Annotated in this window: 23 protein-coding genes and 1 pseudogene; 10 read left to right on the top strand and 14 right to left on the bottom strand. The window is 65.8% G+C overall.

What is annotated here, in order from left to right; all coding sequences use genetic code 11:
- Positions 1-39: 39 nt before the first annotated feature.
- The 4 genes from ACVI1L_RS08930 to ACVI1L_RS08915 are packed head-to-tail and all read right to left on the bottom strand — an operon-like array spanning position 40 to position 3,645.
- Positions 40-906: an efflux RND transporter periplasmic adaptor subunit gene (locus tag ACVI1L_RS08930; RefSeq protein ID WP_225646561.1), complete on the bottom strand. Its 867-nt coding sequence runs from the start codon at positions 904-906 to the stop codon at positions 40-42.
- On the bottom strand, positions 903-1,109 hold the full coding sequence (locus tag ACVI1L_RS08925) for a DUF1656 domain-containing protein (protein WP_092080457.1): 207 nt from the start codon (positions 1,107-1,109) through the stop codon (positions 903-905). Before ACVI1L_RS08925 ends, ACVI1L_RS08930 begins: the two co-directional genes overlap by 4 nt.
- Entirely contained in the window at positions 1,106-3,157 is a 2,052-nt protein-coding gene (locus ACVI1L_RS08920; protein ID WP_456782716.1) for an FUSC family protein, read from the bottom strand. The genes ACVI1L_RS08925 and ACVI1L_RS08920 overlap by 4 nt, the downstream gene beginning before the upstream one ends.
- A gap of 2 nt (positions 3,158-3,159) precedes the next feature.
- The gene (locus tag ACVI1L_RS08915) at positions 3,160-3,645 is read right to left on the bottom strand and encodes a MarR family winged helix-turn-helix transcriptional regulator (RefSeq protein ID WP_057017738.1); all 486 of its coding nucleotides are present in this window, start codon (positions 3,643-3,645) and stop codon (positions 3,160-3,162) included.
- Positions 3,646-3,857: 212 nt separating this feature from the next.
- On the opposite strand from ACVI1L_RS08915, the gene ACVI1L_RS08910 reads away from it, so the two are divergent.
- The 4 genes from ACVI1L_RS08910 to ACVI1L_RS08895 are packed head-to-tail and all read left to right on the top strand — an operon-like array spanning position 3,858 to position 4,768.
- Positions 3,858-4,052 carry a hypothetical protein gene (locus ACVI1L_RS08910; RefSeq protein ID WP_076827404.1) on the top strand — a complete coding sequence of 65 codons (195 nt, stop codon included), beginning with the start codon at positions 3,858-3,860 and terminating at the stop codon, positions 4,050-4,052.
- 16 nt (positions 4,053-4,068) lie between these two features.
- Entirely contained in the window at positions 4,069-4,293 is a 225-nt protein-coding gene (locus ACVI1L_RS08905; RefSeq protein ID WP_456782715.1) for a DUF6894 family protein, read from the top strand.
- Positions 4,290-4,526 (top strand): hypothetical protein, encoded by a 237-nt coding sequence (locus ACVI1L_RS08900; RefSeq protein WP_456782714.1) that lies wholly within the window; start codon positions 4,290-4,292, stop codon positions 4,524-4,526. The genes ACVI1L_RS08905 and ACVI1L_RS08900 overlap by 4 nt, the downstream gene beginning before the upstream one ends.
- Before the next feature lie 29 nt (positions 4,527-4,555).
- Positions 4,556-4,768, top strand: a complete 213-nt coding sequence (locus ACVI1L_RS08895; protein WP_028333636.1) for a hypothetical protein — start codon at positions 4,556-4,558, stop codon at positions 4,766-4,768.
- A gap of 58 nt (positions 4,769-4,826) precedes the next feature.
- Here the strand turns inward: ACVI1L_RS08895 and ACVI1L_RS08890 are convergent, their stop codons facing one another.
- Positions 4,827-5,384 (bottom strand): HNH endonuclease, encoded by a 558-nt coding sequence (locus ACVI1L_RS08890; protein WP_168857820.1) that lies wholly within the window; start codon positions 5,382-5,384, stop codon positions 4,827-4,829.
- Positions 5,385-5,575: 191 nt separating this feature from the next.
- Here ACVI1L_RS08890 and ACVI1L_RS08885 point away from each other — a divergent pair, with 191 nt between their 5' ends.
- On the top strand, positions 5,576-7,327 hold the full coding sequence (locus ACVI1L_RS08885) for a chloride channel protein (RefSeq protein ID WP_456782713.1): 1,752 nt from the start codon (positions 5,576-5,578) through the stop codon (positions 7,325-7,327).
- Positions 7,328-7,484: 157 nt separating this feature from the next.
- Here ACVI1L_RS08885 and ACVI1L_RS08880 read toward each other — a convergent pair whose 3' ends face one another.
- From ACVI1L_RS08880 to ACVI1L_RS08855, 6 genes and pseudogenes are all read right to left on the bottom strand, one after another.
- Positions 7,485-8,456 (bottom strand): peptidyl-alpha-hydroxyglycine alpha-amidating lyase family protein, encoded by a 972-nt coding sequence (locus tag ACVI1L_RS08880; protein WP_456782712.1) that lies wholly within the window; start codon positions 8,454-8,456, stop codon positions 7,485-7,487.
- 108 nt (positions 8,457-8,564) lie between these two features.
- Positions 8,565-10,352: a flavin-containing monooxygenase gene (locus ACVI1L_RS08875; protein ID WP_456782711.1), complete on the bottom strand. Its 1,788-nt coding sequence runs from the start codon at positions 10,350-10,352 to the stop codon at positions 8,565-8,567.
- Between the two features lie 111 nt (positions 10,353-10,463).
- Positions 10,464-11,548 (bottom strand): annotated as a pseudogene (locus ACVI1L_RS08870) (DUF2855 family protein).
- Positions 11,549-11,652: 104 nt separating this feature from the next.
- Positions 11,653-13,170 (bottom strand): acyl-CoA synthetase, encoded by a 1,518-nt coding sequence (locus tag ACVI1L_RS08865; protein WP_456782710.1) that lies wholly within the window; start codon positions 13,168-13,170, stop codon positions 11,653-11,655.
- Between the two features lie 15 nt (positions 13,171-13,185).
- On the bottom strand, positions 13,186-14,376 hold the full coding sequence (locus ACVI1L_RS08860; protein ID WP_456782709.1) for an ABC transporter substrate-binding protein: 1,191 nt from the start codon (positions 14,374-14,376) through the stop codon (positions 13,186-13,188).
- Between the two features lie 29 nt (positions 14,377-14,405).
- Positions 14,406-15,377 (bottom strand): NAD(P)H-dependent flavin oxidoreductase, encoded by a 972-nt coding sequence (locus ACVI1L_RS08855; RefSeq protein ID WP_456782708.1) that lies wholly within the window; start codon positions 15,375-15,377, stop codon positions 14,406-14,408.
- Positions 15,378-15,556: 179 nt separating this feature from the next.
- Between ACVI1L_RS08855 and ACVI1L_RS08850 the strand changes: the two genes are divergently transcribed.
- The gene (locus ACVI1L_RS08850; protein ID WP_456782707.1) at positions 15,557-16,444 is read left to right on the top strand and encodes a LysR family transcriptional regulator; all 888 of its coding nucleotides are present in this window, start codon (positions 15,557-15,559) and stop codon (positions 16,442-16,444) included.
- 9 nt (positions 16,445-16,453) lie between these two features.
- Here ACVI1L_RS08850 and ACVI1L_RS08845 read toward each other — a convergent pair whose 3' ends face one another.
- Together ACVI1L_RS08845 and ACVI1L_RS08840 are read right to left on the bottom strand one after the other, a co-directional pair.
- A complete protein-coding gene (locus ACVI1L_RS08845) occupies positions 16,454-18,016 on the bottom strand; it encodes a glycoside hydrolase family 17 protein (RefSeq protein ID WP_456785529.1) in 1,563 nt (520 codons plus the stop codon).
- A 166-nt stretch (positions 18,017-18,182) separates the two neighbouring features.
- Complete coding sequence (locus ACVI1L_RS08840; RefSeq protein ID WP_456785528.1) at positions 18,183-18,836, bottom strand: DNA-3-methyladenine glycosylase family protein; 654 nt, start codon at positions 18,834-18,836, stop codon at positions 18,183-18,185.
- Between the two features lie 133 nt (positions 18,837-18,969).
- On the opposite strand from ACVI1L_RS08840, the gene gluQRS reads away from it, so the two are divergent.
- Together gluQRS and ACVI1L_RS08830 are read left to right on the top strand one after the other, a co-directional pair.
- Positions 18,970-19,839, top strand: coding sequence for a tRNA glutamyl-Q(34) synthetase GluQRS (gluQRS, locus tag ACVI1L_RS08835; protein ID WP_456785527.1), 870 nt, complete (start codon positions 18,970-18,972; stop codon positions 19,837-19,839).
- 115 nt (positions 19,840-19,954) lie between these two features.
- The gene (locus ACVI1L_RS08830; protein WP_456782706.1) at positions 19,955-21,301 is read left to right on the top strand and encodes an ATP-binding protein; all 1,347 of its coding nucleotides are present in this window, start codon (positions 19,955-19,957) and stop codon (positions 21,299-21,301) included.
- On the opposite strand, the gene ACVI1L_RS08825 is transcribed toward ACVI1L_RS08830, so the two are convergent.
- Positions 21,228-22,088 (bottom strand): YihY/virulence factor BrkB family protein, encoded by an 861-nt coding sequence (locus tag ACVI1L_RS08825; RefSeq protein WP_370143883.1) that lies wholly within the window; start codon positions 22,086-22,088, stop codon positions 21,228-21,230. The two genes, ACVI1L_RS08830 and ACVI1L_RS08825, sit on opposite strands and share 74 nt — an antisense overlap.
- 166 nt (positions 22,089-22,254) lie before the next feature.
- On the opposite strand from ACVI1L_RS08825, the gene ACVI1L_RS08820 reads away from it, so the two are divergent.
- Both ACVI1L_RS08820 and ACVI1L_RS08815 read left to right on the top strand, forming a co-directional pair.
- Positions 22,255-22,449, top strand: coding sequence for a twin transmembrane helix small protein (locus ACVI1L_RS08820; RefSeq protein WP_456782705.1), 195 nt, complete (start codon positions 22,255-22,257; stop codon positions 22,447-22,449).
- A 79-nt stretch (positions 22,450-22,528) separates the two neighbouring features.
- Entirely contained in the window at positions 22,529-23,101 is a 573-nt protein-coding gene (locus ACVI1L_RS08815) for a cob(I)yrinic acid a,c-diamide adenosyltransferase (protein ID WP_168857829.1), read from the top strand.
- The last annotated feature ends 17 nt before the right edge of the window (positions 23,102-23,118 follow it).

Genomic DNA, 23,118 nt, shown 5'->3' with positions numbered 1-23,118 from the left:
GGCTCGATGCTGTCGCCGCGGATGCGCCCGGCCAGCCGGCTAGTCCATGATCTCGACCGTCGCCGAACGGCCGGCGACCAGCGCGATGCGATCCGGCAGGTGGTCCAGCGCGATGCGCACGGGGATGCGCTGTGCGAGCCGAACCCAGCTGAAGGTCGGGTTGACGTTTGCGAGCAGGCTCGCGCCTGCCGCGCGGTCGCGATCCTCGATGCCGGCCGCAATGCTCTCGACATGTCCGGTGAGCCGCACCGGCTCGCCCATCAGCCGGATCTGCGCCTTGTCGCCGACGCGAATGCGCGCGAGCTTGGTCTCCTCGAAATAGCCCTCCACATGCAGCGTGTCGGTGTCGACCAGCGCCATCACGCCCTTGCCTGCGGTGACGTAAGCGCCCGGCCGCAGGTCCATATTGGTGATGGTGCCGTTCACCGAAGCGTGCACCTCGCTGCGATCCAGATTGAGCTGCGCGACGGCGCGGTCGGCGACCGCCTGGTCATAGGCCGCCTTGGCCTGCAGCTGCGTCGCCAGAACCTGCTCCTGCTTCTGCTGCGACACCGCATCGGTGGTCAGCGAGCTGTAGCGTTTGAGGTCGGCGTCGGCCTGATCCAGCGTCGCGCGATGGCCGGCGACCGCAGCATCGGCCTGCTTCAGCGCCAGGGCAAAGCGGGCGCGATCGATCCGGAACAGGATGTCGCCGCGACGCACCGGCTGATTGTCCCTGACCAGCACGTCGGTGACGAAGCCGGAGACGTCGGGAGCCACCTGGATCACGTCGGCGCGAACCCTGCCGTCGCGGGTCCACGGCGATTCCATATAGTAGACCCAGAGCGCGCGAGCGACAGCGAGTGCAGCGATGACGGCGACCGCGGTCAGCGCAACCCGGCCGAGCCAGGCGAAATTCCCTTTCATGGCAGAAACTCCGAAAGATAAACCACGACGCCGAGCAGGCATACATACAGGGCGAAATTGAACAACGCGCGATGCCACACCAGCCGGTAGAACCCGAAGCGCTGCATGATCCGGCTCGCCACCGCGCTCAATGCATAGGCAACGATCAGCCACAGCAGCAGCGCCGGAACGAGCACGCCGTAAATGTCGAGCTCATATCTCATGCGGCAAAGCTCTCCTCGGGCTGCGATCGATACGCGGGTGCATCCGGAAACAGGCCGCGGCGGATGCCGACGAGGCCGAGCAACGCATCGTCCCGCGCGCGCTCATTGGGGTCCTTGACGACCGCGGTCAGCGCCGCATCGATGCATGACAACAGTTCGGCCGGCATTGCCTGGTCCGCACGGGCGCGAAACGCCGCCGCGAGGTCGTCCAGCATGTCGTCGATGGCACGCACGGTCACTGCGGCGAGGCCGTAGCGGGCCCGCCGGAGGTCGATGATGTTGAGCCCGATGCGGAGCTGGACCAGGCTGTCGGCATCGCGGCGGTCGCTCTCGGAGATGAAGGCGATCCGCTGGACCAATAGCCCGAGCCGATGCAGCATCAGGCCGGCAAACTGCGCGCGATCGCCGTGGCCGCGCCGTTCGGCCGCGACCGCGAGCGTCTGCCAACTCGACTTCATCAACCGCTTGGCGATCCATTCGGCGCCGACGCCGCGCGCGATCCGCGTCACGATCTCCGCGATCACAACACCGAGGAAGAAGGCGACCGACGTGTTGGCGAAACTGGCGAAATCCGCGCTGTAGGTCGATTGCAGCGCGAGCAGCGTCGCGGTGTTGGCGGCGAGCGCCATGCCGATCGGCGCGGTCTTGGGTCGTGCGATCAAAAAGCCGTACAGGAGGAAGGTCGGCGCCAGTGCCGCGATCAGGACCTCGACATGGGAGATGCCGGGCACCAGCGCGAACTGATAGATTGCCACGATGACGATCGCGACCAGTGAAAACAGGCCGAAGGCCCGGATGCTGCGCGCAGGCTCGTCCTGTGCGGCGAAGAAGGAGCAGGCGACCGCCGCCATCATCGGCGCCGAGGCGCCATCGGCCCAGCCGGTCGCAATCCACAGGCCGCAGCAGATCAGGATGGCGACCGCCGCGCCCGCGGCCGACCACAGCGCCATGCCGTGGTCGCGATGACGGACCGGTGCGGCCCCCGACTCCGGGTGGAACGCCAGCTGGACGCTGGAGATATCCCGGCCCGCGGTGATCGCATCGCCCAGCGCGCGGCAGTCGGCCGAAATGTCGGCAAGCTCGCGCAGCCGGAGCAGCAGGCTGATCGTGATGATGCGTTCCCGCGGCGCGATACCGTCGAGCGCAGATTGCCGCTCGGCGATTGCGGTGCGGATCTGCTCGCCGGATTGCCGCTGGCGGTCCTCGTCCACGATCCATGCGGCGAGATCGCCGATCAGGCGTCGCAGCTCCGGTTGCCGTTGCAGCGCCGCTTCGCCAAGTGCGGTAAGCCGGTCTTCGATCGACGTGATGATCGGCAACAGCATCAGCATGCGCAGCCGGACCTCGCCGAGGCCACGCACGGTGCCGGCGTCGGCCAGCCGGTCATAGGCGACATGGGTCGCCAGCGTATCGATCTCGACAATGTCGGTCGCAAGACGGAGGCGTTGGGCCCGGCGCGTCTCGCCGGTCCCGCGGTCAAGCAGCACGTCGCGGGACAGACGGCGCGCATCCGACAGCCAACTCCTGATGCGGCCGCCGACCGCCGGCGCGACGCTGCGGGGAAACACCACCGTCGACACCAGGCTCGCACAGATGATGCCGAGCGAGATCTCCTCGACTCGTGCCAGCGCTACATCGAAGATGCTGCCCGGTTCGGCCACCGACGGAAAGCCGATCAGCGCGACGGTATATCCGCCCAGCATGAAGACATAGCTGCGCGGCGTGCCGTCGAGCAGCGATAAATAGAGACAGAGCCCGACCCAGAGCGCGATCGCGAGGCACAGTAGCTCCGGTGCATTGACCAGGTTCGGCACCAGGGCGACCGTGACGCTCGCGCCGACCAGCGTACCGATCACGCGGAAGAACGCCTTCGAGCTGGTCGCGCCGGCCAGCGGCTGCGAGGTGATGTAGACCGTCGCCATCGCCCAATAGGGACGCGGCAGATCGATCGCCAGGGCGATGACAAGCGCCAGCATCGACGCCGCGAACGTCTTCAACGCGAAGATGAGATCCGCGTGGCGGACCATGAACGGCTCTTCCGCGCGCATGACTATTTCGCCTCTGGAGCAGTCCTGGCTGGCGCAGTCCTGGCGTCCTGCAGGCGGCTCGCCCGCTGCTCGATGAGCTGCAGCGTCTCGAAGGTTACCGCAAGTTCCGCGCTGCCGATATCCTTCAGCAGGCTGGCCCGTACGCGACGCAGCACCCGATTGATCTCCTCGACCTTGGCTCCGCCGGCCGCGGTGAGATGCAGCGTCTTGGCGCGCCGGTCGGTCGGGTCCTCGCGACGCTCGACCAGGCCTTCGGACTGCAGCAGATCGATCAGCCGCACCAGTGAAGGCCCCTCGATTCCCAATTCATCCGCAAGCACGCCTTGCCGGACGTTTTCCCCCTGGCGCGACAACACCAGCAGCGGAATCGCCGTCGCGTAGGACAGTCCGTGGTCGGACAAGGCCTGATCCGACTCGCGGCGCCAGATCCGGGCCAGCCTGGTCACCAGGCGGCCGATCTCGGCGTGGATATGGGACTGTGAAGGCATGTAAACTAGATAGGATACGAACTATTAGGATGCAACGATATAGTACGAACATCGCGGATGATCACGCGAATGCGATCCTGCGTGAGGGAGTGTCAGTACTGCTGCGGGATCGACCTCGATGCGCTGGTTATGCTCGGTTGCGGGCGGACCTTGAGCGCGGCGGGTTAGGAACACATCGGGATACAGATGCTTCTGTTCTTGAGGAGATTGTCATGAACAGAAAGCCGGTAACGCAGGATTCCGGACGCTCGAGCGACTGGGGTTCCCACGCGCAAACCGACAAGCCGTGGAAGGGAAACCCGGAGAAGGAGCAGCGCTCCGGAGATGCGAGGCGCTCAGGAGACGCGAAGGCCTCCGGAGACGAGAAGCCGGACCTGGAAAAGTGGCATGAATCGAACACGCATTGATGCGCGGAGATAGCCAATGTCCGCCTTTCATTTCGCGATCGTGAATGATGAGCGTGTGATCGATGCAACCGGTCAGCCGGTTGCCGACCGCGATGAAGCCATTGCGGTGGCCAAGCGGCTCGCCATCGACCTTGCGGAGACCCGACAGGAATATCTGGGCCGCGGCTACATCTCGGTGATCGGCAGCGACGCCCGCGAAATTCACCGCGAAAGCATCGACAGTGCCGCGAAGAGCGGATGAACGATGCCGCCCCGGCGGGCGGCAAGAGAGCAAGGCTTCGAGAACAAGGCTTTGAGAACAAGGCCTGGAGAGACCAAATGGATATGGGCCTTGAGATCATCTACGGCATCGGAGCGCTCGCGCTGCTGACCGCTTTGATCTTCGGCGTGCTTCAACACCATTTTCGCAGCAGGCGCACGGTGCAGGCCGGCGAGGAGGTCGTCCGCGAGCGATACAAGCGGAATGAGACCTGACGCAGCGCCGCTGGCGCAAGGAGGAGACGATGGGATTGGCTCAATATGCGGTGATTGCAGCCGGCGAGGAATGGGGCGTCCTGCACGACGGCAATCTCAACGGCGGATACGCCACCAAGGAAGCTGCATTCGAATCCGCGGCGGCCGCCGCGGCTCTGGCGATCAGGATGGGGCACGAGGTCCACGTCAGCGTTCCCGGGCGCGAGGAGGGTGAAGCGGCCCTCACCAAGCGACCCGCCTGATCCAGATCACAGCAGTGCGGCTTGCATTCGGTGTAAGGATGGCGCGCGCCAGCGCGGTCTACGGATCGAGCTCAGTATCCCAGTAGAGATAATCGAGCCAGCTCTCGTGCAGATAGTTCGGCGGAAACAGCCGGCCGTTGCGATGCAGCTGATGCACGGTCGGGGCGTAGGGCGTCTGCTTCGGAAACATCCTGGCCTGCTGCGGCGTCAGATTGCCCTTGCGCAAATTGCAGGGCGAGCAGGCGGCGACGACGTTTTCCCAGGTGGTCTGGCCACCCTTGCTGCGCGGAATGATGTGATCGAAGGTGAGATCGTCGCCCGACAGGCAATACTGGCAGCTGAATCGGTCGCGCAGGAAAACGTTGAACCGGGTGAAGGCGGGGTGGGTGGTCGGCTTGACGAAGGACTTGAGGGATACGACGCTCGGCAGCTGGATTTCGAAGGAAGGACTTCGTACCGCCCGGTCGTAATATTCGACGATGTTGACACGATCGAGGAACACCGCCTTGATCGCGTCCTGCCAGGACCAGAGCGACAGCGGGTAATAACTCAGCGGCCGGAAGTCCGCATTCAAGACCAGCACCGGCCAACCGCCTTGCGAGACATGTGCGTTCAAATAACGCTCCTGACTCCCACTAGCTGCGAAGCAGCATGCACTCACATACTACAGGCAGCGTGACGGGATTGTGAAGAGCAATGAGCGGCTTATCCGCCGCGCCCTGCCATGTTCCTGCCCCGATTGCCTCCCGCCCGCGAGGCCCGTAAAGGGAGCCGCAAGGCCCTGTCGGCCAGTGACGGACCCTGCCGATGACCACGACCTCAAGCTATCTCGAGGCGCCGCGCCGGTTGCGCGCGTTCGTGCGCGCGCACGAGACGAGCCTTGTGGTGCTGGCGGTGCTGATCGGCGCCATTGGCGGCCTCGTGGTGGCGGTCATGAGCGGCCTCGTCACGGTGCTGCATTCGGTACTGTTCAATCTGCCGCTCGGCGACCGGTTGTCGAGCCAGCCCAGCATCGATCCCGTGCGCGCGCTCGTGGTTCCCACGATCGGCGGCCTGCTGGGATTTGCATTCCTTCTGTTGCTCCGGGTGCGGCCGGCCCGCGAAATCGACCCGATCGAGGCCAACGCGCTTTATGGCGGGCGGATGTCGTTCCGCGGCAGCGTGATCGTGGTGCTGCAGACGATCTGGTCAAGCGGCGTCGGCGGCTCGGTCGGGCTCGAGGCCGGCTACACCCAGCTCTCCAGCGGCCTCGCCGCCTCGCTCGGGCGCGGCTTTCACCTCCGCCGCAACGACCAGCGAATCATGGTGGGCTGCGGTGCGGCGGCGGCGATCGCCGGCGCCTTCAGCGCGCCGCTTGCGGGTGCGTTCTACGCTTTCGAGCTTGTGATCGGCGGCTATACGCCGGCCAGCCTGACCCCGGTCGGCGTGGCGGCGGTGACCGGCTACTTCGTTGCCCATGCCTTCGAACCGCTGCCGCTCGGCGTCGGCGTCGGAACCGTCGGCGATGTGCTTGGACGGGATCTTGCGATTGCAGCGCTGCTCGGCATGGTCGCGGCCCTGACCGGCATTGCGATCATGCGCGGGGTGACGCTGTGCGAGGCGCTGCTGACCAAGAGCCGGCTGTGGCCGCCGCTGCGGCCGGCGCTCGGCGGGCTTGCGGTCGGCGCGATGGCGCTATTGACGCCGCAGGTGATGTCGTCGGGCCATGGCGCGCTGCGCTTCGCCGGCATCGTGGCGATGCCGCTTGCCTTCATCGCCGGCGTGTTCGCGCTGAAGGCGGTGGCCTCGATCATCTCGCTCGGCTCGGGCTTTCGTGGCGGATTGTTCTTCGCCACGCTGTTCATGGGCGCGCTCGGCGGCCGGCTGTTCGCCGCCGGCGTCGACATCGTGTGGCCGGGGCTGAACCTCGACCCCAACGCCTATGCGGTGATCGGCATGAGCGCGCTGTCGGCCTCGGTGATCGGCGGTCCACTGACGATGTCGTTCATCGCGCTGGAATCCACCGGCAACCTCTGGCTTACCACCGCGGTGCTGGTCGCGGTCATCATCTCGACCACGATCACGCGCGAGCTGTTCGGCTATTCGTTCGCGACCTGGCGATTGCATCTGCGCGGCGAGACCATCCGCAGCGCCGCCGATATCGGCTGGATCCGCGATCTCACGGTCGGCAAGATGATGCGGCAGGACATGACGACGGTGAACGCCGCGATGCCGATCGAGGCGTTCCGCGAGGAATTCCCCCCGGGCTCGAAGACCCAGGTCGTCGCGGTCGACGGCGAGGGGCATTACGCCGGGCTTGCGCTGGTCGCCGAAGCGCATGCGCCCGATATCGAGGCCGACAAGGGGCTTGCCGCGATTCTGCGCTATGCCGATGTGGTGCTGCATCCCGGCATGAACGTGCAGGAGGCGATCGCGGTGTTCGACGCGGCCGAAGCGGAATCGCTCGCCGTGGTCGAAGGTGACCGCCGGCCGATCGGCCTGCTCACCGAAGCGCACGCCATGCGGCGCTACGCGGAAGAATCCGAGCAGCGCCGCCGCGAGGTGATCGGCGAGATTTGATTGCGCGGGAACGCTTTTCGACCCGTCATCCTGAGGAGCCGCGAAGCGGCGTCTCGAAGGATGCACGGCCACCAGCCGGGGGCCGTCGACCCTTCGAGACGCGCGCGATGCGCGCTCCTCAGGGTGACGGTGATGGAGTGACGGTGGGAGACTGAATCTAAACCTTCTCCAGCTTCTGCAGGCACCGCGTCACGCGCACCGCGGCCGGCATCTCGGTGTCCGGAAAGCTGGTCTTCCAGTCGGTGACGCCGACTTCGCCGACATAGATGTCGCCGCGGGAATCCAGCGCGATGCCGTGCGGCGCCAGGAATTTGCCGGTCTCGACGCCGGGGCCTTGCTCGCCGCCGAGGCGCGCGATGCGCTTGCCGGTGTGATCCACGATCGACAGTCTCGGGCCGAGATTGGGCACCTTGCGATTCACCGCCATGCCAGGGCCGAGTTCGCCGATCACGAAGTTCGGCTGCTTGCCACCGCCGCAGCAGCACAGCGCGCAGGGCCGGTGCAGGTTGTTCCACTGCGTCTCGTATTTACCGTTGCCGTCGAACACCTGGACGCGGTGGTTCTCGCGGTCGGCGACATAGACCCAGCCATCGGCGTCGGTCGCGATGTTGTGCACGATGTTGAACTGGCCGGGGTCGGTGCCGGGCTCGCCCCAGGTTTTGATCAGCTTGCCATCCGGCGCGTATTTGTGGACGCAGGCATTGCCGTAGCCATCGGAGACATAGATCTCGCCCTTCGGCGACAGCGCGGTATGGGTGCAGCGGTGGAACGGCTCGCCGCTCATGAACGGCGCCGGCTTGTTCGGGATGCCGATCGTCAGCAGCACCTTGCCGTCGGTCGAGCATTTGCGCACGGTGTGGTCGCCGTCATCGGTGCAATAGAGATTGTCGTCGGCGTCGATATGCAGGCCGTGGGCACGCGAGAACACGCCTTCGCCCCAGCTCTTGATGAAATTCCCTGCGCGGTCGAGCACCACCATCGGATGGTCGCCGCGGTTGAAGACATAGACACGGTCCTTGCTGTCGACTGCGACGGACGCGACATCGGTCAGGCTCCAGCCGTCGGGCAGTTTTGCGAAGTTCTCCACCACGCGATAGCGGTGTTCGCCGGTGCCGAGGGTGATTGGCATGTTGTCTCTCCTCTGAGCCGTCATTCCGGGGCGATGCGCAGCATCGAACCCGGAAGCTCGAGATTCCGGGTCTGGTCCTTCGACCAGCCCGGAATGACGATGGTGGGGTTAGGAAAAATCCGCCCGTGGCCCGACGTCGCGCGGCAACAGGCCTTCCTCGATCGCCTTGATCTGCAATGCGAGATAGCGCGAATTGATGCGGCATTGCGCGAGGCTGCCGGCGATGAACCACAGGCCGGGCTGCGGCGTGCGGGTGTACATGTTGCGCAGCTCCTGGCCGTCGCCGAAGCCCCAGATCGGGCCGACGCGCGCGGCCATCGCCTCGCCGAACAGCTTCTTCACCAGCTCTTCCTGCGGCCGGTAGCCGGTCGCGAGCACGATCAGGTCGGCGGCATTGATCTCGCCGTCTTTCAGCCGCGCGCCCTCGCTGACGAAGGTGTCGATGTCGGTGAATTGCTGCAGGGCGACCGCGCCGCTCGCGACGAGATCGGAGCAGCCGACGTTGAAGTAATAGCCACCGCCGCGGGTCAGGTATTTGAACTGCCAGCCGGTGCCGCCATCGCCGAAATCAAGCTTGAAGCCCTTGCGCGTGAGGCCGTCGAGCAGCGGCTTGTCGAGCTCTTTCGACTGCTCGGTCATCAGCACATGGCTGCGTTTGGCGAGCACGAGCGGCATCGAGGTCGCGATCAGATCATTGTCCTCGAGCGTACCTTCATTGTAGGCGGCATAGGCCAGCTGCGCCGACGGCTCGATATTGGTGATCAGCGTCGAGGAGCGCTGTACCAGTGTGACCTCGGCGCCCGATGAGTGCAGGTCCTGCGCGATGTCGTGGCCGCTGTTGCCGGTACCGATCACCAGCGCGCGCTTGCCGGTCCAGTTCTCGCCGTCCTCGTAGCGGCTGGAATGCATCACCTTGCCGGAAAAATTCTTCAGGCCGGGGATGTCGGGCAGATTGGGAATGCCGCTGACGCCGGTCGCCATCACGACATGGCGCGGCTTCATCTTGCGTGTCGTGCCGTCGGCGCGGCGCAACTCGACGCTCCAGCGTCCGTTCGCATCGTCATAACTGCCGCCGACAAATTCCGTACCGGTCCAGAAGTTCAGCTCCATGGCGTCGACATAGGCTTCGAACCAGTTGGCGAGCTTGTCCTTCGGGATGTAGGTCGGCCAGTTCGGCGGGAACGGCATGTAGGGCAAATGATTGACCTGCACCTGGTTGTGCAGGGTCAGTGCGTGATAGCGCTTGCGCCAATTGTCGCCGACGCGCGCCTCGCGGTCGACGATCAGCGCGTCGACCTTGAGCTGCTGCAGCCGCGCGGCGATCGCAAGCCCCGCCTGTCCGCCGCCGACCACCAGCACGTCGGGGTCGCGGTCGGCGTATTCGGCGGATGCCTTGCGCAGGTCGAGCCAGTTGGGGCCGCGGAAGTCGCGCGAATAGGCCTGCCCGCGCGGCCTGGTGTGGCCCTGCTGCTCCTCAAAACCCTTCAGCTCCTCGAGCGCCGTCAGCAAGGTCCAGGCCTTCAGGCGATCGTCGTCGGCGGCATCGGGGATCAGCCGCACGATGCCATGGCCGCGGCCGACCGCCGTCTCGAATTTGTAGATCGCCTCGATCGCATGGGTGCCGGCGCGCGTCACCCGGCGCGGCGCCGCGCGCTCGGCATCGATGCGGAAGTCATGCGGCGCGCTGCGACGCGCATGCGCCGGCAGCTCCTCGATGATCGCGAAGGCCCGGTTGACGGTCTGGATGTTCCAGCTCAGCGCCAGCACGTCGCGCCAGTAGCTGTCGGGATGGAACAGTGGCTTCAGCAGCACATCGTCCGGGCTCGCCAGCGCATCTTCGAACTGCACAAGCCAATTGTCGGCGGCGACCGAAATATCGTCCGTCTTGTCGAGCATTGAGCGTTTCTCGCCATCGGCCGCCTTGCTGATATTTTCTTGGCGGCGTTCCCTTTCCGCGAAGCCTATACCCATTCGAAGGCGTGCAGAAAGGGCGCGACGAGATAGCGCCTATTCGGCCAGCGACAGGATCAGGCCTTGATCCGGTGGAACGCGGCCTTGCAGGGTATCGAGATAGGCCTCGCGCACCGCGGCCGGGCCGCGCCGCTCGACCACGTCAAGCCAATTCGGCAGATGCGGCACGAGCTCCGCCCATGCGGCGCCAAAACGCTGGTCGATGCCGCCGGGACCCCATTCCTTGGCGCGCTTGCGGATCTGGTCCGGGGCGAAGAACCAGACCGGCTTGGCGCCTGGCAGCGTCGGCTCCTCCGGCTCGCTCGCACGGTGCGTCAGCCCGACCCGGCCGGAATAGACCATCTGCGCGCCGAAGTGCCGGTGCAGACTTTCGCGCAGCGCACTGTTGCCGGCCATGTCGACATAGGCTGTCGGCTCGGCCGCCGGGATCGCGGCGACCTGGTCATAGGTGACGACCTCGTCATAGCAACCGAGCGAGCTGACGAAATCGACATTGCCCTTGGAGGTCAGCCCGATCACGGGGATACCCCGCTTGTGCACGAGATGGGCGAGGCCGAACGCGGTCTTGCTCGAGGCCGACGACAGGATGACGCGGCGTGCGCCGTAGAACGCATTCTCGGCGAGGGCGTCGTCGACCAGGAACGACAGCATGAACAAGGGCAGCAGCAGTGCGCGGAAATCGCCCTGCTGACCGGCATAGGTCGGATCGCCGGAGACGCGGCATAGGCGTTGTAGACCGGCGAGACCTCCTGCCGGTGTGCCGCGCCATCGCGCAGGCCGCGCTTGTTGACGTCGGCCGCCTCGATCACCAGATGGGCCGCCATCGGGAGATAGCCGAACAGCGTTTCGCCGACGGCGATCATCGGATGTTTCGAGATCAGCACCTCGCCAAAGCCCCACACCGGGATGATGCCGTAGCCCTCGGGCGCCGGGAACAGATGCCAGTATTTCAGCTGCTCGCCGATCACGGCGTAGGTGATGTTGTTGGCGGTGAAGGCGAAGCGGGTCACCTTCACCAGCAGCGCATCGGCCGGCAGCGCCGCGGCATCGGGCAACTGCGTCTCGATCACCTTGCACTGTTGCAGGTCGTTGCGGATGACGATGAAGTCGGTCGAGTTCATGGCGATGATCCCAGCTTCCGATGCGCCGGCATCGTTGCGTCGATTGCCGGCCTTTTGCAACAGCAACTAAGTTTCAAACGCCGTTCGCTTCGCCGTCACATCGTTCAGCGAAGCTGTCCTTCGCGGTAGAGGTCGCGCAGCTTGCGCTTGAAGATCTTGCCGGTGGCTTCCCGCGGCAGCGCGTCCATGAAGCGGATATCCTTGGGCACCTTAAAGTTGGCGAGCTTGCCGCGGAGAAAATCCTGGATCGCGCTGATCGACAGGGTCGCGCCGGCTTCCGGCTCGACGCAGGCGAACAGCCGCTCGCCGTATTCGTCGTCGGGAACGCCGAACACCGCGCAGTCGCGGACGCCTGCCATGCCGATAAGGGCATTCTCGATCTCGGCGGGATAGATGTTGACGCCGCCCGAGATCACCATGTCGCGCTTGCGGTCGCACAGGAACAGATAGCCGCCCGCGTCGAGATAGCCGACATCGCCGACGCTGATCAGGCCGTCGTGATCGGCCTCGGAGCGCGCCTTGGCATTGCCGTGATAGTCGAAGTCCGAGATCAACGTCTGACGCATGAAGATCTCGCCGGGCTCGCCGACGTCGCATTGCGTCCCGTCGGGCCGGAAGATCTTGACGATGCCGCCCTCGATCGCGCGGCCGACGGTGCCGGGCTTGGCCAGCGCTTCGGCTGACGAATGCCAGACCGGGATGCCGGTCTCGGTCGAGCCGAGATATTCGTTGATGACCGGTCCCCACCACTCGATCATCGCGCGCTTGACGTCGACAGGGCAGGGCGCCGCGCCATGGACGATGAAGCGCAGCGACGACAGGTCGTAGCGGCGCCGCGTCTCCTCGGGCAGGCGCAGCAGCCGCACGAACATGGTCGGCACCATATGCATGTGGGTGACATGGTGGCGCTCGATCAGTTGCAGCAGATCCTCCGGATCGAAGCGCGGCTCGAGCACGATCACGCAGCCGTTGCGGAACGCGAGCATCCCGTAGGAGTGCGGCGCCGAATGATACATCGGGCCGTTCATCAGGATCACCTGATCCTCGTTCGGCTTGACGCCGTAGGTGATGGCACCGACCCGCGCGGCTGCCGCCTGCTGCTCGGGCCGCATCGGCTTGCGCTTGACGCCCTTCGGCAGTCCAGTGGTGCCCGACGTGTAGAACATCGGCGCCGCGCCGATCGGTGCGTCGGTCAGTGGTTGGTGCGTCTCCCGCCAGACGTCCCAGTCGGTCATGCCGTCGGGCACGCGGGTGAGCGCCGGCGCCACGCCATAGGCCGCGGCAATCTCCGGCGGCGTCGTCACCACGAGCAGCTTGATTGCCGGCGGTAGCCCGTCGCGGATCTGCGGCAGCAGATCGGCGTGGCAGACCAGCGTGTCGGCGCCGCTGTCGGACAGGATGTAGGCGACCTCGTCGGCCTTCAGATGCCAGTTGATCGGCACCACCGGGCTGCCGAGCGCGGCCGAAGCCGCGACCACCTCGAACAGCGCGAAATCGTTGCGCAGCATCATGCCGACCGGCTTGCCGCCCTGCACGCCGAGCGCCCGGAAGCCGCTGGCCGCCCGCGCGATGCGGGCGTGAATGTCGCCGTAGCTGATCTGTCTTTCGCCGCTGATGATCATGTCGCGCCTCGTCTTCTAGCGATCGTCCAGGATCTCGCCGAAGCTGATCCAGCTCTTGCCGTTGAACCGGCGCAGCCGCAACTGCTGGAACGGCAGGTAGTCGTCCGGCCCGGTCGATACCGTCATGCCCGGCAACAATAGCGGCAGCGGAACGTCGCGCAATGACGCCGCCTGGCGCATGATGTTTTCGCGGCTGAAATCGTTCTTGCAGGCCTTCAGCACGGCCATCAGCAATGTCGCATAATGATAGCCCGCCGAGTAGTTCGAGTTGCTGAGGTCCGCATTGGGCAGGTACTGCTTCATGAAGGCAAGATAGTCCTTCACGGCGGGATCATCGGCCCATAGCGCATCCATCGTGTCCTTCTGGTTGCTGGACGAGATCAGGCCGACCGCGTTCTCGAGCCCGGCGGGCTCCAGGAACGAGATCGACGACGCGGAGGTCGGCACGAAGAACAGGTCCGGCTTCCAGCCGATCTCGGCCACGCCCTTGATCATCTGCGGCGTGAACTTGCCGAGCACGACACCGAACAGCACATCGGCACCGGACGCCTTCAGGGTCGCGAGCTGCGAGCTGATGGTGGGCGCTGAGGTCTCGTAGCTCGCTTCCGCGACGATCATGCTCGCGGCCTTGCCGCCGAGCGCACGCTTGAAGCCGGCGACATAGTCGCGGCCGAAATCGTCGTTCTGCGCAAGGATCGCGATCTTTGCGTCGGGCTTGGCCTGCAGCACATATTTGGCATAGACCACGCCCTCAGATTCGTAGGACGCCATGCCTGGCATGGTCCACGGATAAGTCTTCGGGTCGGCCCATTTGGTCGCGCCGCTCAGCACGAACAATTGCGGGATCTTCTTGCTGTTGAGATAGCGGTGCACGGCGTTGTTGGTGGCGGTTCCGAGCGAGCCGAACATCATCAGCACCTCCTCCTGCTCCACCAGCTTGCGGGTCTGCTCGACGGTCTTCGGCGGCGAATAGGCGTCGTCCAACGTGATGAATTTCACCTGCCGGCCGTTGATGCCGCCCTCCGCGTTGACCTTCGCGAAAAACGCTTCCTGGGCGCGGCCGATGGTGCCGAAGCCGGAGACCGGTCCGCTATAGGGCAGCGTCTGGCCGATCCGGATCGCTTCGTTGCCGTTGTCGGCGGCGGCCGTGCTGGCGATCGCGCAGACCGCAAGCGCAGCTGCCAGCGCGTGTTGCGCTCGTTTCATGGTTCGCTCCCGGACTTTGTGAAACAGCGTCAGGCGCTGGCGCGCAGGAAGTCGCCGCGCGCCGCGGCGAACTCGGACTTGAGCCGCGCCGCCAGTTCGGCGACCGGCGGGGCGTCGGTGATCTGGCCGATGCCCTGGCCCGAGCCCCAGATGTCGCGCCAGGCCTTGGCCTTCATGTTGCCGCCGGAGCCGAAGTTCATGCTGGATTTGTCGGCGGCCGGCAGATTGCCCGGATCGAGGCCTGCCGCCGCGATCGACGGTCCGAGATAGTTGCCGTGCACGCCGGTGAACAGGTTCGAATAGATGATGTCGTGCGCGGCGTATTCGGTCAGCGCCTGCTTGTACCTGATATCCGCGTTGGCTTCCTCGGTCGCGATGAAGCGGGTGCCGATATAGGCGAGGTCGGCGCCGAGCGCGAGCGCGGATGCGATGCTCCAGCCGTCGGAGATCGCGCCCGACAGCAGGATCGTGCCCTTGAACCATTGCTTGACCTCGCGCACCAGCGCGAACGGCGACAGCGTGCCGGCATGGCCGCCGGCGCCGGCGCAGACCAGGATCAGGCCGTCGACGCCCTGCTCGGCGGCCTTGCGCGCGTGCTTCACGTTGATGACGTCGTGGAACACCACGCCGCCATAGGAGTGCGCGGCCTCGACGATCTCGGACGGCGGGCGCAGCGAGGTGATGATCACGGGTACCTTGTGCTTCACGCAGGTTTCCATGTCGCGCATCAGCCGGTCGTTGGAGGCGTGGCAGATCTGGTTGACGGCGTAGGGTGCGACCTTCTTTTCCGGATGCAGCGCCTGGTACTCGCCGAGCTCGTTCTCGATCTGGGTCAGCCATTCGTCGAGCTTTTCGGCCGGGCGGGCGTTCAGCGCCGGGAACGAGCCGACGATGCCGGCCTTGCACTGCGCGATCACGAGCTCGGGCCCCGAGACGATGAACAGCGGGGAGCCGACGACCGGCAGTTCAAGCCTGTTGGCGAGCGAAACGGGCAGCGTCATTTTCGGATCCTCCATGCGCGTCGCCCGGCCGGCAGCCGGGGCGGATCGCGATTTATTGTGATGGCTGGAGCGGTGGCGCTCTTGGCGCGGCAATATAAGGCTGGACGGCTCGGTCATGACGTTCAATATTGAACATCGGATCGACCAGAAATGAACGATGTCGCAAGAAGGGGAGTGGCATGGACTGGGAGCTTTGCAAGACATTCGTCGCGGTGGCGGAGACACGCAGCCTTGCCGGGGCGGCTCGGCGGCTGCGCATCAGCCATCCCACCGTCGGCCGCAACGTCGCGGCGCTCGAGCAGCAACTCGGCACCCGCCTGTTCGCGCGTTCCAATGACGGCCTGTCGCTGACGTCGCATGGCCGCAAATTCCGCGAGCACGCCGAAGCGATGGCCGCGGCTGCCTTGCGCGCGGAGGCGGCCGCGTCCGCCACCGGTGGGCAGGCGCGCGGTGTCGTGAAGCTGTCGATCGGCGCGACGCTGGCCGCGCACTGGCTGATGCCGCGCCTCGGTCCGTTCCTGCGCGATCACGCCAGCATCCAGCTCGAGATCATCACCCATCCGTTCCCGGCCAGCGTGCGCCGCCGCGAGGCCGACGTGGTGCTACGGCCGGTCGATGCGGGCGAGGAGAACCTGATCGGGCGCAAGATCGGGCGGCTCGGCACCGGCTTCTACGCTTCCCGCGACTATGCGGCAGGCCGCAAGCTGCCGGAGCGGCGGGACGAGTGGCGGGGCCACCATGTGATCGGCTTTGCCGACCAAGCCTCGAACGCGCATCTGGCGCGCTGGAGCGATGTCATCACCCGGCAGGGCACGCTGGTGATGCGCTGTTCCTCGCAAGGCGACATGCTGGCAGCGGCGCGGGCTGGGCTCGGGATTTGCGCGCTGTCCTGCCTGGTCGGGGCCGACTACCCCGATCTGGTGCGGGTCGCGCCGCAAAAGCTCTCGAGCCTCTCCGATCTCTGGCTGCTCGCCCATCCCGATCTGGTCGAGCTTCCCGCGGTGCGCGCCGTCATCGGCTTCGTCACCGACTGCGCGCGCGAGGATCGCGTCAGGCTGCGCGGCTAGAGCGCGTTGTCAGGCACGCGCCCGCAACAGCGTCACTGCGAGCAGAAGGAAGGCCGCGCAGGTCCATAGCGACTGCCAGTTCTCCGCCCCTTCGTTGAATCCTGTGTAGATCGCCGTTGCAATGAAAATGCCGGCAAAGATCGACTCCGCCAGTGGGCGGATTCCCTTCGTGGGAGGATTGAGCAGCGTCACGGCAGCAAAGGGCACCGCCGCCATGGTGAGAGGCGCGAAGGGAAAATCAATGAAGCGCGGGTCGAACACGAGGCCGATTGCGGTCGCCGTGCCGATCACGACGGTGATCATCAAGGCCAGTCCGTGCAGGGTCGCCAGCACCGATTCAGTGTGGTGGCCCTTCGGACCCAACACTTCGAAAAAGCTGGGCGGTGCGCGGCCCGACATCAGGGCGTTGGCGCTCAACACCGGCGAAGCCGTGGCCGCCACCAGCAGCGAGCCCCAGACAAGCCAGCCTCCCGTTCCGTAGCTTTCATAGACCAATCTTTGCTCGGCGACGCCAAACAGGATGCCAGCCGTGGTCGCCGATAGCGCGACCGCAAGCCATGACGCGAATGCGGGCTTTCTCGGCTTGCGACGCAAGGTCAGCCATGCCGCGCCGAAGACCAGGATCGCCAGCGCCATTCCGCTGACCATTTGCAGCTTCCAGAGCGGAAAATTGCTGACCGGCTGGCCCGGCGGATATTTCGGCATGCGCTGCTCGGAATCGAACAGGCCCCAGGAGCCGCCGACTGTGCCCTCGATCTCCCGCTTCCAGCCTTCGTCATAGGCCTCGAACAGGTTGACGCGGAAATGCTCGCGCCGGGCAAGGTCGAGGACCTCCGAAACCACCCGCGCCTGATTGATACGCGACGGCAGCGCGGACTCGCGCATGCGCCCCTCGCTGGGCCAGCCGATCTCTCCGATAAAGATTTCCTTGCCTGGAAAGACCGCGGCGATCTGCCGGCGCATCTCGTCGGCGTGAGCAGCGGCATCTTCCGCCCGGATTGGAACATTTTCCCAATACGGCAGGATGTGAACCGTGACGAAGTCGACGGCGTCGGAAAGCTCGCGATTGCTCAGCCAGAATTCCCAGACGTCGGCGTAAGTGACGGGCACGGAGACCTGCGCCTTGATCGAGCGGATCGTGGCGGCAAGGTCGGAAGCCGACATTTCCTTGCGCAGCAAGACCTCGTTGCCGACCACGAGCGCGATGATGGTTTCCGGATATTCCTGGGCGAGGCGGATCGCGGTGGCGACCTGCGTTGCATTCTTCTTGCGGTCCCGATCGAGGAAGATGCCCTGGATGACCTTCAGCCCCGCCTTGGCCGCGAGTGCGGGAATCTGATCGAGACCAAGATCGGTCGCATAGGTGCGGATGCAGTCGGATATCTTCGCGAGTTGCGCGAGGTCTTCCGCGATCTGTTCCGGCGAGACCTGCGTCGCCGGCGAAAGCGATGTCTGATTGTTACGGAACGGCGCGTACGAGATGCATTGCACCTTGTCGTTCGGATCGATCGGCGCGCGCGGCAGGTTGACCGGGACGCCGAGCCACCACCACGCCGCGGCGATCGCGCCCAGGGATAACGAGAGAAGCGTCAGCGGGATACGGAGAGAAATCAGGTCCGTCTCCTTGCAATAAGGACGTGCTGCGCGTGCAAAATGGGCGAGGCCGGCAAATTGAAAAACTATATCTCTGCTGATTCTATATCACGCGATCACGCAGTTGGTGTGTTTTTCTCCACGACTACTTTGCACCGGCGATCACGCCCTCGCGATTTCTGAGCACGCGATAATATGCCCACCACAGATGCGCTGCGGCGCCGCGCAGCGGACGCCACGGCTCCGCAAGCGGCGCCATCTGCTTCGGCGTCGGCCGATCCTTCAAGCCGAGCCCGACCTTGACCGCTTCCTGCACGGCGAGGTCGCCCGCGGGCCAGGCATCGCCATGGCCGAGGCAGAACAGCAGATAGACATCGGCGGTCCACGGGCCGATCCCGGGCAGCGCCGTCAGCGTGTTGTGCGCCGCATCGGCCTCCTCATTGGCAAGGACGTCGAGGTTCAGCCGCTCCTCGGCGAGCTCGCGCGCGATGTGCTTCAGCGTCTTGATCTTGGCCGCCGACAGCCCGAGCCGGTCGAGCCGGTCGGCCCGCGCCTTGCGGATCGCGTCATGGTGGAACGGGTCGAACGCCGTGCTGACGCGCCCCCAGATCGCCGCCGCACTCGCGGTCGAGAGCTGCTGGCCGCAGATGATCGCGGCAAGCCCGGCAAATCCGGGCTCGCGCTGCCGGATCGCCGGCATGCCGGTCAGCTCCAGGATCGGGCGCAGGCGGCGGTCCTGCTCGACCAGTTTTTGGATCGCGTCTTCGAGGTCGGCCTGGGTTTCGAGGTGAATCAGCATTTGCGGGGTCTGCATCGGCTTGTCAGGCGCGGGCTTGACCCGCGCATCGATCTCCTATCGTAACAGAGTCTTGTCCGGGCGCATGAACCAGAGTCGCCGGGGCAAGCCCGGCAATGACGCGTGACCGATGACCATGCCACCCGTTTTCCGCTTCGCGCCGAGTCCGAACGGCTACCTGCATCTCGGCCACGCCTATTCGGCGCTGCTCAACCACGACCTCGCGCGGCAGTCGGGCGGACGCTTGCTGCTGCGGATCGAGGACATCGACGCGACGCGCTGCCGGCCGGAATTCGAGCAGGCGATTTATGAGGATCTGGCCTGGCTCGGCATCGCCTGGGAGACCCCGGTGCGGCGGCAGTCCGAGCATTTTGCCGCGTATGGCGCGGCGATCGACCGCCTGTCGGCCCAGCGGCTGGTCTATCCGAGCTTCGAAAGCCGGGCCGAGATCGCGCGGCTGGTCGCGGAGCGCGAGGCCGGGGGCGCGTGGCCGCGCGATCCGGACGGCGCGCCGCTCTATCCGGGGCTGGCCAAATCGCTGTCGGCCGAGGCGCGCGACCGGCTGATCGGGCAGGGCGTGCCGTTCGCGTTGCGGCTCGACATGGCCTCAGCCCGCGCGCACGCCGGCGAGCTGCGCTGGCAGGAAGCGGGCGAGGGGCCGGCTGGCGAGAGCGGAGACGTCGTGGCCCGGCCTGAGGCCTGGGGCGACGTGATCCTGGCGCGCAAGGAGACCCCAACCAGCTACCATCTCTCCGTCGTGATCGATGACGCCCTGCAGGGCATTACCGATGTCGTCAGGGGCGTTGACCTGTTCTGGTCGACCAGCGTGCATCGGCTGTTGCAGGAACTGCTCGGCCTGCCCGTGCCAAGCTACCGGCACCACCGGCTGATCCGAGACGCGGCCGGCCAAAAGCTGTCGAAATCGACCCAGGCGACCGGACTGCGCGAATTGCGGGCGGCTGGGGCGAGCCCGGCCGATATCCGCCGCCTGGTCGGCTTGCCGTAGATTCTGGCCAATTGATCGCATGATGGCGTTTTGCGCGGGCGCGCCGTAAACGTCGCCGTGACTCCGGCACGCCTGGCATGCCATGTTGTTGACCGGGGCGGGGATCACGGAGACCATGGCGTCAAAATCGCGCGCACGGCGCAGCAAGCGGCCATCCAAAGGGACGCCGCCGAAGACACGCGCCGCCAAAACGCGTGCTGCCAAGACACGGACTGCCAAGACACCGACTGCCAAGACACGAACGGCCAAGGCCCGCGCCGCCAAGGTGGCGGCCAGGCCGCGTCGCAAGCGGGCCGTGCCCAAGCCGGCCCCGAAGGCCGGTCCCGGCATGGTCGATGCCGCGCTTGCCGCCTTTGCCCATGAGGTGCGGACGCCGCTCACCGGAATCCTTGCGATCAGCAATCTGCTCGCGACATCCGATCTCGGCGAGCGCGAGCGGCGCTGGGTCGACACCATCAAGGCCGGCGCCGAACATCTGGCGAGCCTTGCGACCCTGTTCGTCGACGCCGCCCGGAGCGAGGGGCCGGGGCTCGAGATCCGGCAGGATTTCTTCGACTTGCGCACGCTGGCGCGTCACGCAGCGGATTCGTTGGCCGGCCGCGCGGCGGCCAAGGGGCTGCAGGCTTCCGTCGAGGTCTCCGACCAGTTGCCTGCCTTCGCGGTCGGCGATCCCGTCCGCCTGCGCGCGGCGCTGGAAAATCTGATCGACAACGCGGTGAAGTTCACCGAGCAGGGCAGCATTGAGCTGCGTATCGTGCCGGTGGGCGCGGTGAAGGGAAGGTCCGGCGACAAGATCGGCGTCGCGTTCGCGATCTCCGACAGCGGGATCGGCCTGATGCTATCGGAGGTCAAGCGCCTGTTCCGGCCGTTCTCGCAGGCCAACGTCTCGATCGCCGCGCGGTTCGGCGGTGCCGGGCTCGGCCTGTCGTCCGTCAGGCAGCTCGCGCGCGCCATGGGCGGCGACATCGTCGCGGACCGGCGCGCCGGCGGGGGCACCACCTTCACGCTCAAGGTGGAACTGGCGCCCGCCGAAGGGCCAGCCGGCACCGCCTCCGGCGAGAGCGCGGCGGCGCTGCTATCGCAAGGGCTGCGGCTGCTCAGTGTCGAGGACAATCCGTTCGGCCGCGTCGTGCTCAACACGATCCTGACCGAGCTCGGCCACCACGCCGAATTCGTCGGTCAGGGCGAGGCCGCGCCCGACCGGCTCGTGCAGGGCGCCTTCGACGCCGTGCTGATGGACATGGTGCTGCCCGGCATCGGCGGCATCGAGGCGATCAAGCGCATCCGCGCGCTGCCGCCACCGCACGGTCGCATCATGATTGTCGGGATTTCCGGCCGGGCCGAGGACGAAGCCGCGGCGCGCGCTGCAGGTGCAGACGGCTTCCTGGTCAAGCCTGTGTCCCCGCGGGCGCTCGCGACTGCGCTGCATGAAGCGACACGCCGTGCGGCAACCGCGACTTGATGATCGCCGCATTCAACTCGCCGCCGAACACGAAAATCGCGGCGATGAAATACAGGAACACCAGTGCGATCACCACCGAGGCCAGCCCCGCATACATCGTGACGTAGTTGTTGGCGAAGCGTGCCAGGTACATGCCGAAGCCGATGCCCGAGAGCAGCGAAGCCACCATGGTGAAGATGATGCCGGGCAGGATCTGCGTGAAGCTGCGACGGCCCGCCGGCAGCCAGGCGTGCAGGATGAAGAGCGCGACGACCAGCGCCAGGATCGTGACGCCGTAGCGGGCGGTGTTGAGCAGGCTCTCGTTTGATTCGACGAAGAACGGGATATAGCGCCGCGCCGCCTCGATGATCAGCGGTCCGAGCACGATCAGGAAAGCCATCGCGAGCGAGGTGAACGCCGCGACCAGCGTGTAGCCGATCGACTCCAGCCGCAGCCAGTACCAGCGCCGCGGCTCGATCACGGCATAGGCGCGGTTCAGCGCCACCCGCAGCGCCTCGACGCCGTTGGAGGCGAAGTAGACCGCGAGCACCGCGCCGATGGTCAGGATATCGCCGCGGGTGTTGGTCAGCACGTCGTGGATCTGGCCGGACAGCGCCTCGGCGACCTGCTGCGGCCAGACCTGCAGCATCAGCCCGACCGCCTGGTCGGCGAGTTGCTTGGAGCCGAAGAAGCCGGCCACCGAGGTCAGCACGATCAGGAACGGAAACAGCGCCATCAGCGTCGACAGCGCGATGTGGCTCGCGATCGCCCAGCCGTCGTCGGCGAGGAACGTGTAAAAGGCATCCATCACGACGTGGGTGACGTAACGAAGCTGCTTCACATTCCACCCGGCATTGTCGAAAACCGCTCGGCCCGAGAACCGACCCAGCATCTGATATTACGCGCTGAAAAGCCAGTTGGTTGCATGGCCGGGCTGTGTGGAAGTCCGCGTCCTGCGGTGTTATGTACCGCAAATGACATCTCTCCTCAGCACGATCATTCTTCCCATCGCCGTCGGCGCCGTCGCGCTGGTGCTCCTGCTCGGCCTCATCAATATGATGAAGGGCGGCTCGTCGAACACGTCGCAGAAGCTGATGCGGCTGCGCGTGCTGCTGCAGTTCGTCGCCATCGTCATCGCAATGCTCGCGGTCTGGGCGATGGGGCGTTAGGTGAGGTAGATTTGTCGGGCTATTCTCCACCTCTCCCGATCGGAGTGGTGGACTCGAACATCGAACACCGGAGCCTGCCATGGTTGTTCTCAATCGGATCTACACGCGCACCGGCGATGACGGCACCACCGCGCTCGGCTCCGGCGAGCGGCGGCCGAAATACGATCTGCGCATTGCCGCCTATGGCACGGTCGACGAGACCAATGCCGCGATCGGCGTGGTGCGGCTGCATCTTGCCGGCAGCCCCGCGGTCGATGCGATGCTCGGCCGGATCCAGAACGATCTGTTCGATCTCGGCGCCGACCTCGCGGTGCCCGAACGCGAGGGCAAGGCCGAACGTCTGCGGATGCTGGCAAGCCAGGTCGAGCGGCTCGAGCGCGATATCGACAGCCTGAACGACCAGCTCGCGCCGCTAACCTCGTTCGTGCTGCCCGGCGGCACGCCTGCCTCTGCCTATCTGCATCTCGCCCGGACGATATGTCGCCGCGCGGAACGGATGATGGTGGAACTCGCCGCCCAACCCGACGAGCCGGTCAATCAGGCTGGCATCCAGTATATGAACCGGCTGTCGGATTTCCTGTTCGTTGCCAGCCGCTTCCAGAACAGTAAGGGAGCGGGAGACGTGTTGTGGGTGCCGGGCCAGAACCGCTAAACTGGTTCAAAACCGGG

This window comes from Bradyrhizobium sp. USDA 4516, from assembly GCF_054055915.1.
The sequence above is the reverse complement of the archived record's forward strand: the minus strand, read 5'-3'. Positions and strand labels throughout refer to the sequence as shown.